The 13,586-nt window shown below is 55.5% G+C and carries 15 protein-coding genes; 2 read left to right on the forward strand and 13 right to left on the reverse strand.

Translation table 11 applies throughout. The annotated features are described in order from the left end of the window. Positions 1-71 precede the first annotated feature (71 nt). The 10 genes from era to rpoE all read right to left on the reverse strand — a co-directional run bounded on the left by era (position 72) and on the right by rpoE (position 9,221). On the reverse strand, positions 72-980 hold the full coding sequence (era, locus tag AC0L6S_RS06540) for a GTPase Era (RefSeq protein WP_473427618.1): 909 nt from the start codon (positions 978-980) through the stop codon (positions 72-74). Next, on the reverse strand, positions 970-1,650 hold the full coding sequence (gene rnc, locus AC0L6S_RS06545; protein WP_473427619.1) for a ribonuclease III: 681 nt from the start codon (positions 1,648-1,650) through the stop codon (positions 970-972). The genes era and rnc overlap by 11 nt, the downstream gene beginning before the upstream one ends. 3 nt (positions 1,651-1,653) lie before the next feature. Beyond that, a complete protein-coding gene (locus AC0L6S_RS06550; RefSeq protein ID WP_473427620.1) occupies positions 1,654-2,067 on the reverse strand; it encodes a DUF4845 domain-containing protein in 414 nt (137 codons plus the stop codon). A gap of 28 nt (positions 2,068-2,095) precedes the next feature. Then, on the reverse strand, positions 2,096-2,932 hold the full coding sequence (lepB, locus tag AC0L6S_RS06555) for a signal peptidase I (protein WP_473428560.1): 837 nt from the start codon (positions 2,930-2,932) through the stop codon (positions 2,096-2,098). A gap of 12 nt (positions 2,933-2,944) precedes the next feature. Continuing rightward, positions 2,945-4,744 (reverse strand): translation elongation factor 4, encoded by a 1,800-nt coding sequence (gene lepA / locus AC0L6S_RS06560; protein ID WP_473427621.1) that lies wholly within the window; start codon positions 4,742-4,744, stop codon positions 2,945-2,947. A gap of 159 nt (positions 4,745-4,903) precedes the next feature. Next, positions 4,904-6,307 carry a DegQ family serine endoprotease gene (locus tag AC0L6S_RS06565; protein WP_473427622.1) on the reverse strand — a complete coding sequence of 468 codons (1,404 nt, stop codon included), beginning with the start codon at positions 6,305-6,307 and terminating at the stop codon, positions 4,904-4,906. A gap of 44 nt (positions 6,308-6,351) precedes the next feature. Then, complete coding sequence (locus tag AC0L6S_RS06570; RefSeq protein WP_473427623.1) at positions 6,352-6,828, reverse strand: SoxR reducing system RseC family protein; 477 nt, start codon at positions 6,826-6,828, stop codon at positions 6,352-6,354. Between the two features lies 1 nt (position 6,829). Further along, positions 6,830-7,900, reverse strand: a complete 1,071-nt coding sequence (locus tag AC0L6S_RS06575) for a MucB/RseB C-terminal domain-containing protein (RefSeq protein WP_473427624.1) — start codon at positions 7,898-7,900, stop codon at positions 6,830-6,832. A gap of 17 nt (positions 7,901-7,917) precedes the next feature. Further along, positions 7,918-8,541, reverse strand: coding sequence for a sigma-E factor negative regulatory protein (locus tag AC0L6S_RS06580; RefSeq protein WP_473427625.1), 624 nt, complete (start codon positions 8,539-8,541; stop codon positions 7,918-7,920). 80 nt (positions 8,542-8,621) lie between these two features. Next, positions 8,622-9,221, reverse strand: coding sequence for an RNA polymerase sigma factor RpoE (gene rpoE / locus AC0L6S_RS06585; protein ID WP_473427626.1), 600 nt, complete (start codon positions 9,219-9,221; stop codon positions 8,622-8,624). Between the two features lie 264 nt (positions 9,222-9,485). Here rpoE and nadB point away from each other — a divergent pair, with 264 nt between their 5' ends. Next, the gene (gene nadB, locus AC0L6S_RS06590; RefSeq protein ID WP_473427627.1) at positions 9,486-11,081 is read left to right on the forward strand and encodes an L-aspartate oxidase; all 1,596 of its coding nucleotides are present in this window, start codon (positions 9,486-9,488) and stop codon (positions 11,079-11,081) included. On the opposite strand, the gene AC0L6S_RS06595 is transcribed toward nadB, so the two are convergent. Further along, on the reverse strand, positions 11,078-11,428 hold the full coding sequence (locus AC0L6S_RS06595; protein WP_473428562.1) for a protein YgfX: 351 nt from the start codon (positions 11,426-11,428) through the stop codon (positions 11,078-11,080). The genes nadB and AC0L6S_RS06595 overlap by 4 nt on opposite strands. A 25-nt stretch (positions 11,429-11,453) precedes the next feature. After that, positions 11,454-11,720, reverse strand: coding sequence for an FAD assembly factor SdhE (locus AC0L6S_RS06600; RefSeq protein ID WP_473427628.1), 267 nt, complete (start codon positions 11,718-11,720; stop codon positions 11,454-11,456). A 179-nt stretch (positions 11,721-11,899) separates the two neighbouring features. On the opposite strand from AC0L6S_RS06600, the gene ygfZ reads away from it, so the two are divergent. Next, complete coding sequence (ygfZ, locus tag AC0L6S_RS06605) at positions 11,900-12,832, forward strand: CAF17-like 4Fe-4S cluster assembly/insertion protein YgfZ (RefSeq protein WP_473427629.1); 933 nt, start codon at positions 11,900-11,902, stop codon at positions 12,830-12,832. A gap of 48 nt (positions 12,833-12,880) precedes the next feature. Here the strand turns inward: ygfZ and ung are convergent, their stop codons facing one another. Next, on the reverse strand, positions 12,881-13,585 hold the full coding sequence (ung, locus tag AC0L6S_RS06610; RefSeq protein ID WP_473427630.1) for a uracil-DNA glycosylase: 705 nt from the start codon (positions 13,583-13,585) through the stop codon (positions 12,881-12,883). Position 13,586: the final 1 nt, after the last annotated feature.

Raw genomic sequence — 13,586 nt, forward strand, 5'->3', positions numbered from 1 at the left:
CCTCGGGGCGAATCCGGATTCCGGTCCAGCCGCGAATGAAAACAAGACAATTTAGCCTGTCTGAACACGCGCTATTCCTTTTTATCATCGTAGCCGAGACTGCGCAGCGCCCGTTCATCGTCCGACCAGCCAGACTTGACCTTGACCCAAAGACGCAACATCACCTTGCTGTCGAAGAGCGACTCCATATCGCGTCGCGCTTCCGAGCCTATTGAACGCAGGCGCGAACCCTTTTCACCTATCAGTATCCGCTTCTGACCATTGCGCTCAACAAAAATAAGCGCGGAGATATGTAATACCTCGCCCTCCTGGGCAAATTCTTCTATTTGTACTGTCACTGCGTAGGGCAATTCGTCACCCAACTGGCGCATCAATTTTTCGCGTACGATTTCCGCCGCGAGAAAACGTTGGCTGCGATCGGTTATCTGGTCCTCGGGGAAAAAATGCTCAGATTCTGGTAGCAGATCGAGAATTTGTTCCTCCAGTGCGTCGATATTGTGCTGGCGCAATGCTGAGACAGGCAGTATCGCAGCAAACTCTCCCTTCTCAGCCAGTTTCTCCAAATGGGGAAGCAGTGCCGTCTTATCATCCAGCAAATCCACCTTGTTCACCACCAGCATGGTCGGCAAGCCGGCGGCCTGAACCTGCTCTAGAACGACCGCATCCTCTTCCGTCCAGGCTGTGCGATCGACGACAAAGACGACCAGATCGACATCGCGAATGGCGGATCGGGCCTCCCTGTTCATAAACCGGTTGATTGCTCGCTCCGCATTCATATGCAAGCCAGGGGTATCGACGAAGATAATCTGGTGGTTGTCTTCGGTTTTGATGCCCAGTACCTGATGCCGTGTGGTCTGCGGCTTGCGCGATGTAATGCTGATCTTCTGACCCAGAATATGGTTCAACAGAGTAGATTTACCGACATTGGGCCGACCGACTATAGCCACATAGCCGCAGCGCAGAGGCGTTTCAGCGGTCATCCCGGGACAACCTCTGAAGGGCCGTCGCAGCGGCATCCTGCTCTGCTTTCCGGCGACTGGTGCCATTGCCCTCTACCACCAGTGATGGCTTGCTCAGGCGACAGGCGACTTGAAACTGCTGGGCGTGATCGCTGCCCTGTACATTTAGCAGGTCGTACTCGGGGAGGGGACAATTGCGGCCCTGCAGATACTCCTGCAAACGGGTTTTGGCATCCTTGTGGGCGCTGGAGACCGAAAGCGCCTGCAGGCGAGGCTCAAACCAGGACAGCACCGTGCTCCGGCACTGTTCCACATCGCTATCGAGCAGGATCGCGCCAGTGACCGCCTCCAGTGCATCGGCCAGTATTGAGTCGCGTCGATGTCCGCCACTTTTGCGCTCTCCCGAGCCCAGTACGAGATAACCACCCAGCTTCAACTCCCGCGCAACTTCGGCGAGTGTTTCACCCTTGACCACGGAAGCGCGCATTCTACTCATTTCACCTTCGCTCGCTTTGGGAAAGCGGCTGTACAAGGCCTCTGCCACTATGTGGTTGAGAATGGAATCGCCGAGAAATTCCAGCCGTTCATTGTTCTGGCTGCCGGCACTGCGGTGGGTCAGCGCCTGTTGCAGGAGTTCACGATCACTGAAACTGTAGTCCAGCGCTTTCTGCAGGCGCGCAACGTCAGGCATACGCTATTTTTTGTCTTTTTTCGGCAACGGAGGTAATGGATCGGGATTGCCCACCTGGTACAGCAAGTCATCGAACTTCATCACTGAATCAATTCGCCACATCACCGGCAATCTCACCTCGTAGTTGGCATCAATATAGGTGTTGCCGCCCTTGCTGAATACCTCCACATCCTTCGGATCGAGCAGGTAGATCTGGTTGGTGTTGAAAACAGTGGCAATTTTTCGTCGGATTTCTGAGCCGCTCTGATCTCGCGTATCGGGATCCATCGCCACTCTGGAAATGATATCCCGCACACTCAGGTATTCAAGATATCCGGGGAGCATGCGAATGATACACATGGCAAAGAAACCCAGCATCAACAAAATACAGAGCATGCCCAGTATAGACATACCCGATTGGCTACGGCGTGTGCTCATATCATTCCCCCTCACGATGTCCCAATTATTACTGTATTGATCCTGCACGATCGAAATTGGGGATACTTAAAATGGAATCCCAGTGCATCCAGATCGCGAACGCCTTGCCTACTATATCCCTTTCGGGCACCTGGCCCCAAACCCGGCCATCACTGCTATTGTCGCGATTGTCTCCCATCATGAAATAATGTCCGGGCTTTACTACTGTAGTGAAATCATCAGAGGGGCGGAGTTTGTCGACCTGCATGAGGTGCGACTCATCCCCAATCAACTCTTCTTCCAGACGGTATCGGGGTTCCAGCGCGACATCATCGGCCTGAGTACGCGCCAGTTTTTCACCATTCACATAGAGCTGCTTGTTACGGTAGCTCACGGTATCACCGGGAACACCAATCACACGCTTGATAAAATAGGTGTCATTCATGTGCGGGGGGAAAAAAACCACAACGTCTCCGCGCTCGGGCTCACTGATATCGACCACTTTGGTTCGAATCACCGGGAGCCGGATACCATAAGTGAATTTATTAACGAGGATATAGTCTCCAACCAATAGCGTTGGCTCCATCGACGACGAGGGTATCTGAAAGGGTTCCACCAGGAAGGAGCGCAGTACGAATACGATGAACAGCACCGGAAAGAACGATTTGGCGTACTCGATCACTGCCGGTTCCCGGGCACTTTTTGCGGCTTTACCCTGATAGTTCAAGGCATCTGTGCTGCCCTCTACGGCCCACTCCGGGTACTGACTCTGCAAATCGTCGATGGCGCGTTTACGACCCGGCGCCAGGAACAAAGCATCCAGCACCCACAACAGACCACTGACAAAAACCAGAATCACCAGAATCAGGGGAAAATCCAATGTTATATTACTCACTTGTTATCCATCCACCTTAAGTACTGCCAAAAACGCAGACTGGGGAATCTCTACCCGCCCCACCTGCTTCATGCGCTTCTTGCCGGCTTTTTGCTTTTCCAGCAATTTGCGTTTTCGGCTGACGTCACCACCATAACATTTTGCCGTGACGTTTTTCCGTAACGCCTTCACAGTCTGCCTGGCAACAATCTTGCCACCTACCGCTGACTGAATAGCGACATCGAACATCTGCCTCGGGATCAACTCTTTCATTTTTTCCGTCAGCACCCTGCCCCGGTGCTGGATATGGTCACGGTGCACGATAATAGCCAGCGCATCGACGCGTTCGCCGTTAATCAAAACATCCAGACGGGAGAGGCTCGCGGCCTGGAAACGCTCGAAACTGTAATCCAGTGAAGCGTAGCCCCGGCTCACCGACTTCAATCGATCAAAAAAGTCCAGTACCACCTCGGCCATTGGGATATCGTATACCACCGATACCTGGGTGCCCAGGAACTGCATATCACGCTGCATACCGCGTTTTTCCACACACAGCGTAATCACATTACCGAGATAGTCCTGAGGTACTAGGATATTGCAACGCGCGATGGGTTCACGCATTTCCTCAATCTCACCGACATCAGGCAGTGCAGAGGGGTTATCTACTTCAATGACCTCGCCGTTCTTCTTCACCACTTGGTAAATTACGGTAGGCGCAGTGGTAATAAGATCCAGATCGTATTCTCGTTCCAGTCGCTCCTGGATGATCTCCATATGCAGCATGCCGAGGAAGCCACAGCGGAACCCGAAACCGAGGGCATCAGAGGTCTCCGGTTCATACTCCAATGACGCATCATTGAGGGTCAGCTTGGCCAGTGCATCGCGGAAATCCTCGTAATCATCGGATGATATGGTGAAAATCCCGGCATAGACCTGCGGCTTGACCCGCTGGAATCCGGGAAGCGCTGGCACTGAGGTATCTTTGGCATGGATCAGCGTGTCACCGACCGGTGCACCGTGAATATCCTTGATACCGGCCACCACAAAGCCGACTTCACCAGCCTGCAGGATATCCTTCTCCACGCGTTTTGGCGTAAAAATACCCAGCGTGTCGACCTGCTGCGTCTTGCCCACGGACTTGGCGACCAGTTTGTCTCGCTTGCGCAACACGCCCTGCTTGACCCGCACCAGCGACACCACGCCCAGATAGTTATCGAACCAGGAGTCAATAATCAACGCCTGCAATGGCGCGTCCCTGTCACCCTCCGGGGGAGGAATATGTTCAACCAGATGCTCCAGCGCATCTTCAATGCCCAGACCGGATTTTGCACTCACCAGACAGGCATCGCTGGCATTGATGCCGATGATCTCTTCGATTTCCTGTTTCACTTTATCCGGGTCCGCCTGCGGCAGATCCATCTTGTTCAGGATGGGGAGAACTTCAAGCCCCTGCTCGATCGCGGTGTAGCAATTGGCGACGGACTGGGCCTCAACGCCCTGCCCGGCATCGACCACCAGCAGCGCACCTTCACAGGCGGCTAGCGAACGGGATACCTCGTAGGAGAAATCCACATGGCCGGGAGTATCAATAAAATTGAGCTGGTAGACCTGTCCGTCACGCGCGGTGTAATCCAGCGTCACGCTCTGGGCTTTGATGGTGATACCGCGCTCGCGCTCGATATCCATGGAATCGAGGACCTGGGCGTCCATTTCACGTGCGCTGAGGCCACCACAGTGCTGAATAAATCGATCCGATAGCGTCGACTTACCGTGATCGATATGCGCGATAATAGAAAAATTCCGGATGTGCTTGAGATCGCTCACGATTTTTTTGCTCGACTGATGCTGGATGGGACAGACACAGCGTCGGCCCTTGGGGTTGAAAAAACGCGCGATTGTACCCCAATGGGGCTACAACCGCCACGTCCGCTGGCCAGCATCAGCCGGCTGCACCGAGGCTCGGTGTCCCGGCAGTGATTGCGACTAATCAGGCACCTTGAGGCCGATGAATAACGGTGAGCCATCCCGTATCAGGCGCATTGGTACAGAGCTGCCATCCGACAAATCATCGACTGCGTCCTCAAAAGCCTCAGCCGATTTTATCGGGCTGGTATCGATGAGAGTGATAATATCGCCGACGCGGATGCCCGCCTGTGCAGCCACAGACCCGGGCGTGACATTGCGTACCACGACGCCGCCATTGAGTCCAAAACGCTCCAGGCTATCACCTGACACCGTTTCTACCTGCATGCCGAGTCGCCCGCCGCTCTTGCCCTCGGTTTTGCCCGACAGCAGCGAGTAGCTTTCATCGGCATCGAGCCCACCCACTTCTACGGTCAAGATTTTTCTCGACTTGTCCCGCATGACCTCTACCTCCACAGTCGTACCCGGTGCTACGAGTCCGACGACATGGGGCAGATCGGAAGAACTGGGAATATCCTTGCCATCAAATGTGAGAACAATGTCGCCACTGCGCAGACCGCCTCTCTCGGCCGGACTGTCGCTGGAGACTTCCGCCACCAGTGCCCCGCGCGGGCGCTTGAGCCCGAAGGACTCGGCAAGATTTTTATCCACATCCTGTATGGTGACACCAAGCCAGCCCCGGGTTACGCGACCGCTTTCCTTCAACTGCTCAAACACATTGCGCGCCACTGCGGCAGGAATGGCGAATGACAGACCGATTGAGCCACCGCTGCGGGTGAAAATCTGGGAATTGACACCGACCACCTCACCATCAAGGTTGAACAGCGGGCCTCCCGAGTTGCCAGGGTTGATTGCCACATCAGTTTGAATGAAGGGAACGTAGTTTTCGTTCTCCGCAGTGGGCAGGCTACGGCCTTTCGCACTAACGATGCCGGCAGAAACGGAGTAATCGAGCCCAAAGGGCGAGCCTATCGCCAAAACCCACTCACCGACCTCCAGATCTTCATCTTTTGCCAGTTTTAGCGTGGGCAGGCCCGACGCATCGATGCGCAGCAGAGCGAGGTCAGAGCGCGGATCAGTTCCAATGATATCGGCGTCAAATTCGCGGCGATCGCTCATCCGGACCAACACACTATCGGCCCCCTCGACCACATGGTTATTTGTGAGAACATAGCCGTCCTCCGACACAATGAAGCCGGACCCTAGCCCCATACGCTCCTGCTGTGATGGCGGCGCCCCCCTGAACTCGAAAAAGCGCCTCAGCTCTTCAGGAATATCGCCGGGGCCAGGCTGCATCGACCCGCCACTATCCATTCGCTGCTCAACAATGATTTTGACCACGGCGGGAGAATTTTCGCGCACGATCTGTTGAAAATCAGGCAATTGTGCAGCGCGCACTATCCCGGTACTAAAAAGCGCAATAAACAGCGTAAAAAAACCGACTATTGGGAGTTTGGTCTTCATAGATTCAATCCAATCCTGTAACAACGATATTCAGAGAAGAAAGTTCAACGCAGGGTGACAGCCTCTGCCGGCGAGTCGATGACCCGCAACAGCACCGGCTGGAAATCCGGGTCACCGCGGTGCCGGCTGCCATGCCAGCGCATCAGGGTATATCCCAGTGTCAAGCCGCCTATCGCACCGCCCACGGCCAGCAAGTCTTCGTTTCCCGGCAACCAATTGACCGCCAACAGCGCGCCTGCCAGCATGGTCATCAGTGGCAACACATAAGCAATGATCGATCCGCGCAGAATGACTTCTTCAGGAATACTGATCAGCACCTGATCATCCACTTTGTAGTGATCCACCGGATGATCTCCAGGTAAAACGCGGATATAGCCCCGTTTTCCCTCGGCGATACGGTTAAGAATGCCGTGACCGCAGCCTTTTTGCGCGGAGCAGGTCCCACAGGTACTGCGGCGAATCGTCTCCACCCACAGACCATCCGTTTCCAGACCGACAACTCGCCCGCTTTCTGTCAGCATATTACTGTACCCAACTCACTGAATTGGCAACCATTCTGGCGGTATTAACCGGCACCTCGCCTATCACTGTGACCAGTACCGGCCTGCCCGCTATATGCAGGCCCCGGGTATAGGTGATGGTGCCTCCCCGACGTACCAGCCCCTCTCCGGATTGTATTTCGATATTGAGATCTTCCAAAAACACCGAAAATACACTCAAACCATCGGTATAGGTCCGGCGACCGCTGTTACCCTGGCTCGCGTCCGTGGCAGCGAAACCGCGTGGCAGCCAACCGACCGCCCATGCATGAGCGACCGAGTGCGCAGCCTGTGCTTCGCCTTTGCGCGGGTGCTGTGCCGCGTGCACCACGGCGATATTACCGGAGGCAGGTCTTATCGGTTCCGGCTCCGCAGCTGCAGCACTCGCTGCTACAGATACGGCTCTAGCAGAATCGCCTGTCGCAGCAGGTATGCCTGCCGCAGTCTCCTCAGGTGTAACTGGAGGTTCGCCGTAGGTCAAATCCGCGAACTGCATGGTCTCTACTACCTGTTGGCCATTATTGAGGATCTGCGATTTGAGTAACAGACCGGTTTCCGCATCGAGCGCCATCATATAACCGAAGCGGTACATGTCCAGAGGTTCAATCCTGATGCGTACCGCGTTGCGCCCCGCTACTCGTTCGGCATCGGCAAGGGTAAAACGATAGTGCTCGGTGATACCGCAGCGGTCTGCCGGGGACAACGCCTCAAGGCGCAACAAGCGATCGCCGGGATGAATACAGTCAACTGGGTGATAGTCTCGCTCCACCTGCGCGCCCTGACCGGTAAGTTCGGTAAGCCGCTCGGAACTGACACCGTCATGGACGGCATGGGAAACTTGCATCACTTGCATTTCGTCTCCGCGCTGCAGTGTCACCACGCCCTGATAATTGACCTGTCGAAGGCTGCGCGACATTTTGTCCAGCCATTGTAGCGCCGCGGGATCGGCGTCCGGGCAATCTCCAGCGGCCGCCTCTGCTGTGCCCCCTGCTGCTGCGAGCACTGACAGCAGCAGCACCGAGGACGGTTTATAGATGTACTTTAGCCGTTTCAATAACACTCCAGACAGACCTATTCGCGAATCTCGGGCACACGCGCATACGGTACCAGACCCTGCGGAGAGTTTAGTGCCGCCTGCTCTGCATGCAGTTGCATATATTTGCGCAGACGCTGCTCGGCCAGGTCCTGGTAAGCAGTACGCACCGCTGGCTGCAGCTGAGGCACGGCCGGATCCGTGCCAAAACTGGCCTGCACAGGCACCGCACCGGCAATGTTTAGCAAGCCGACAGGTGAAGGATTGCCGGGCACGGATTGCTCAACTGCGTAAGTATCGGGATTGTCCACGCCCGCGAGTTGTTGACCACCAATAACCACTGTAAACGCCACTGACGCCGCCACACCGACACTGATCAACGGTCGCAGCAAACGATTCCTATAGCCTTCGCCCGCGGTACTGACAGACGACGAGCCGGATGTACCCGACGATGCGAGCGCCGACTGCACCCGTCCGGAGATATCCCAATCGAGGTGCGCCAGCTGATCTCCCTGCGCTGCATTATGCGCCAGATTATAGCGCGACCATGTCTGCCGTAATTCGTCGTTGCTGCCCATCTGTGACAGCACCCGCTCCAATTCCAGCTCATTCGCCTCATCATCCATCAGGGCTGAAAGTGATTCGCGCATTCTTTCATTCATACTCTGCTACCTTCCCAGCCGCACATTGTGTCGGCTTTATACCCGTGTAGTTAACTTGCAAACAGCCCACCGTTGAACGCTCACACATCCTGCGCCAAGCTCTCACCATTCATCTGCTGCCCTACCAATCCATCAATTGTCTCTCGCGCCCGAAATATTCTCGATCGCACAGTGCCTATCGGGCAGCCCATGATGTCGGCGATATCCTCGTAGCTGAGCCCCTCAAATTCACGCAGTGTGATAGCAGTGCGTAAATCTTCGGGCAATGCACTGATTGCGCCTTCCACTACGGCCTTCAACTCAGCACCGAACAAGGCATTTTCAGGGTTTTCTATCTCCCTCAAACTGCCGCCATTCTCAAGATATTCGGCATCCTCGAGCTCAATATCGGAACCCGGTGGCCTGCGCGAGCGCGATACCAGGTGGTTCTTGGCCGTGTTGATTGCGATACGGTACAGCCATGTATAGAACGCGCTGTCTCCCCGGAATCTGGGCAGTGCTCGATAGGCCTTGATAAACGCTTCCTGAGCAACGTCCTGTACTTCATCGGCATCACGCACATAGCGACCAATCAATCCAAATATCTTGTGTTGATATTTCAATACAAGCAGATCGAAAGCCCTTGAATCACCTTTCTGCACCCTGGCGACTAGTTGCTGGTCCGTCACCCCGGCTGTCACGTCTGGTTTCCCTCCCTAACTCCTGAAACCACACGATCAATTGATGCAGTCCACTCCCTCAATTGACAACAATAGTGATTTTTAGTTCGCAACAGGTTCCACGAACCCCGATTAAGAGTACCTGCGCGGAGGAAAGTTCCGGTCCGGATTGTTTTCGTATTACCCACGAGGTCGTATATACTCCACTGATTGATCTTTAACCAAAGCTAAGTCTTTGAGACGCATCATATATTTCACCTCCCCGAGCAGCAAGCACTGAACACTATGGCCACTAGTTACCAACACGATGTTCTGGTTATCGGCAGCGGAGCGGCCGGTCTCAGCCTCTCCCTGCGCCTGCCCGGTGATTGCCGGGTCGCCATGCTGTCAAAAGCGGACCTCAATCAGGGCTCAACGTTCTGGGCACAGGGCGGCATGGCTGCGGTATTACACAACCGCGATACCGTGGATTCCCATGTCACCGACACCCTCGCCGCAGGCGCTGGCCTGTGTCATCGCGATGCGGTGGAGTTCACTGTCAGCAATAGTCGCCGCTGTGTTGAATGGCTGGTGGAACAGGGTGTGGATTTTGATCTGCGCAAAGAACAGAGCGACCAACAGAGTCGCGAATTTCACCTGACGATGGAGGGCGGCCACAGCCACCGGCGCATTATTCATGCAGCCGACCGCACCGGGCGCGCGATATCGGAGGTACTCACCGAACGCGCTATTGCCGCTGATAATATCGATATATTTGCGCACCGTGTGGCGGTCGATCTGGTCATTACGAACGGCCGCTGTGAAGGAGCCTATATTCTCGATCAGCGCACCGGACACGTCGACCTCTTTCAGGCTTCGGCAGTCGTGCTGGCCACCGGCGGCGCCAGTAAGGCCTACCTGTATACCAGCAACCCGGATGGCGCCAGTGGCGATGGCGTGGCAATGGCGTGGCGCGCCGGCTGCCGGGTAGCAAATCTGGAGTTCAACCAGTTCCACCCCACCTGCCTGTACCATCCGAAGGCAAAATCTTTTCTGGTCACCGAAGCCATACGGGGTGAAGGTGGCAAATTGATACTGCCCGATGGCACGCGCTTCATGCACCGTTTCGACGAGCGCGGCGAACTGGCACCGCGCGACGTAGTGGCGCGAGCAATAGATCACGAGATGAAGCGCCTCGGTGCCGACTGCGTCTATCTCGATATTTCGCATAAACCCCGAGAATTTCTGCAAAGCCACTTTCCCACGGTGATGTCGCAGTGCATGGAATTCGGCATCGATATTAGTGCCGAGCCCATCCCTGTCGTACCGGCGGCGCACTATACCTGCGGCGGTATACTGGTCGACCAGCACAGTCACACCGATGTCCCGGGGCTGTATGCAGTCGGCGAAGCATCCTGCACTGGTCTGCACGGCGCAAATCGCATGGCGAGTAATTCTCTTCTCGAATGCATTGTCTACGCCGAGTCTGCAGCCAACCATATCGCCGCCAACCGCCGAAAGATGCCCGCTCCCGGCTGCGCCGCGCCATGGGATGAAAGCCAGGTAACAGACTCCGATGAAGACGTAGTGATCTCCCATAACTGGGATGAATTACGCCGCTTCATGTGGGACTACGTGGGTATTGTGCGCACCAACAAACGACTGCAGCGCGCCCTGCACCGGGTCCAGTTGCTGCAGACAGAGATAGCGGAGTACTACGGCAACTATAAAGTCAGCAATGACCTGCTGGAACTTCGCAACCTGGCCATGGTTGCCGAGCTTATGATTCGCTGTGCGATATCACGCAAGGAGAGTCGCGGCCTTCATTACACACTGGATTACCCCAACTTGCTGCCGGAAGCACACGACACAATTCTGCAGCCCGATAACTCACCGCTCTAGCGCAGCAATTTCAAACGGACACGTAACCTTCGCAACTCCTGCTCGGATGAACTGTCCCTGAACAGCCAAATATGCCCCGCACGACCTGAAGGCTGTTCGGCAAACGCCAGATAAATCACCGCGCTCGTGCCGGTACTGCGTTTTGTGGGAGTAATTCTGCGGCATGTGTCACCGCGTTGTAAACACCACAGGCGCTGCTTATAAATGAGCTCAGCTCCGACCATCGGATCGCGGCGCATCTGCCACAGCAACAGGAGTGCTGCAGGTAACAGCAGAAGAGCAATAAGCGCGTAACCGCGTGCACAGATCGCGCCCAGAGCGCAGACAGTGGCAACGCAAAGCGCCACATAGAGCAATGCGCGGTGTCGGGACTCACCTATCCTCAGGTGCAGACTGGGCGAAGTGGAGTATCTGCTTGACAATTTGCGCGTGCTCCTCGTCCTCCGGTGTGACCCGCTGCATAAACCAGGCAAACAAATCCTGATCTTCACACAACATTAACTGCTGGAAGCGCCTTCGATCCGCATCGTTCAGCTGTGCGTAGCGCCATGTCACAAACGGCTCCAACACCAGATCGAGTTCCAACATGCCGCGCCTTGCGGCCCAACGCATACGGTTTATTTCTTCACGTTCAATCATGCCAGTAAACTTGTCCAGGTGGGTCACCAATTGCGGCTAGTATATCGTTATTGGAGCGCCTCTGTGCATTCTCCTTTGCACGCCCGGTATTGCGACAGAATCGCCCATTACCCTTGCCGGTTGCTGACACAGCCGGAAACAGCGCATATCATGGGCGAACCAACAATGAGGTTACGCGCTTGAACTGTTATTACGCTTCTCTTGAGACGGAAGCCCTGCTGTACATCGCCGGGCCGGATACACTCAAATTTCTGCAGGGACAGACCACCTGCGACACGCGCAAGATGGATTCTCATCTGGCAATCCCTGGCTTGTTCTGCACCCCCAAGGGAAGAGTGCTGTGCGACTTCCTCCTGTTTGAGGTCGCGCCAGAGCACTATGCACTGCGTATGCGACGCGATATTCGCGCCGACAGTGCAGCGGCGTTTGGCAAGTACATTATTTTTTCCAAGGCCGAAATCGATGCCGAAAGCGAGGATTGGATCAGTGTATCGGTCTGGGGTTCACAGGCATCGGCTACGCTGGCCAAAGTCTTCCCGGATATCCCCGCAGAACGCTTTGCCACGAGCCGCTCAGATGATTTCGTACTGGTACAAATGGATCACAACGGCCAGCAGTTCGAGTGCTTCCTGTCGCGGGCGGGTAGCGCAGAACGCCTCGCACGCATGGCTGAGCTGATGATTGAAGGCATCGAGGCCGACTGGCAGGCACTGCAAATTGGCAGCGGCATTGCCCGTATCGAAGCGAGTACTGTCGGCGAATTCGTGCCACAGGTGCTCAACTATGATCTCACCGGACATATCAGTTTCAAGAAAGGCTGCTACACCGGCCAGGAAGTGGTAGCACGCCTGCATTACCTGGGGAAATCCAAGCGGCGCGCCTACGCCGCAGAGCTGCCGGTGCAAGTGGACTGTGCAATCGGTACGGCGCTGTTTGATGCAAGCTCCGGACAAAACGTTGGCAGTGTCATCAACTGCTGTAGCAGTAAGGGTAAAACGCGGGTGCTGGTATCTGCAGTCACCGAAAGTGCGACAAATGGACTGCTACTGGGGGCTGAAGACGGGCCCGCTCTGGAACTGCTTGAGTTGCCCTATCCGCTGGAAACTGGCTGAATTATCTGAGCGGGCTGCGCAGCGGCTGTGCCAGACTGCTGGTACATCTCAGGGGTTTCGCGACAGCCGCCAATCGATGGGGGTCTGTCCAAGGTCCTGCAGATACCGATTGGCGGCAACAAAATGCCCACACCCGAAAAAACCCCGGTGTGCGCTCAACGGTGAGGGGTGCGGCGCCTTGAGCACACAGTGTCGGGTACTGTCGATAATCGCTCCCTTGCGCTGGGCGTAGCTGCCCCACAGCAGAAAGACAACGCCCTCGCGCTGTGCATTAATCACCTCAATTACCCGGTCGGTAAATTGCTCCCACCCTTTGCCCTGATGTGAGGCCGCCCGGGCGCACTCCACTGACAGTACGCTGTTGAGCAATAACACACCCTGCTCTGCCCAGGCGGTGAGACAACCGTGATTGGGAATGTCAAAATCCAGCTCAGCCTGCAATTCCTTGTAGATATTTTTCAACGAGGGTGGCACGGCGACCCCGGGTTGTACCGAAAAACACAGGCCGTGCGCCTGACCTTCGCCGTGGTAGGGATCCTGTCCGAGGATCACCACTTTTACCTTGTCCAACGGCGTGTGCTTGAAGGCGTTGAAAAACTCGCTACCTTTAGGAAATATCCGCTTGCCGGACTTTTTCTCCGCCAGCAGAAAATCCCTCAGTTGCTGCATATACGGCTGATCAAACTCTGCGGCTAACGGTAGTCGCCAGCTCTGTTCTAGATCGATGCGCCTGTCTGCTTGCGGAGTACTCATC

This window comes from Halioglobus sp. D3-4 (genome assembly GCF_055809315.1).

What these genes read in the sequence shown, in the direction of transcription:
- era (WP_473427618.1), bottom strand. Translation starts at nt 980, where the DNA reads ATGACCGCTGAAACGCCTCTGCGCTGCGGCTATGTGGCTATAGTCGGT.
- rnc (WP_473427619.1), bottom strand. Translation starts at nt 1,650, where the DNA reads ATGCCTGACGTTGCGCGCCTGCAGAAAGCGCTGGACTACAGTTTCAGT.
- AC0L6S_RS06550 (WP_473427620.1), bottom strand. Translation starts at nt 2,067, where the DNA reads ATGAGCACACGCCGTAGCCAATCGGGTATGTCTATACTGGGCATGCTC.
- AC0L6S_RS06565 (WP_473427622.1), bottom strand. Translation starts at nt 6,307, where the DNA reads ATGAAGACCAAACTCCCAATAGTCGGTTTTTTTACGCTGTTTATTGCG.
- AC0L6S_RS06570 (WP_473427623.1), bottom strand. Translation starts at nt 6,828, where the DNA reads ATGCTGACAGAAAGCGGGCGAGTTGTCGGTCTGGAAACGGATGGTCTG.
- AC0L6S_RS06580 (WP_473427625.1), bottom strand. Translation starts at nt 8,541, where the DNA reads ATGAATGAAAGAATGCGCGAATCACTTTCAGCCCTGATGGATGATGAG.
- nadB (WP_473427627.1), top strand. Translation starts at nt 9,486, where the DNA reads ATGGCCACTAGTTACCAACACGATGTTCTGGTTATCGGCAGCGGAGCG.
- AC0L6S_RS06600 (WP_473427628.1), bottom strand. Translation starts at nt 11,720, where the DNA reads ATGATTGAACGTGAAGAAATAAACCGTATGCGTTGGGCCGCAAGGCGC.
- ung (WP_473427630.1), bottom strand. Translation starts at nt 13,585, where the DNA reads ATGAGTACTCCGCAAGCAGACAGGCGCATCGATCTAGAACAGAGCTGG.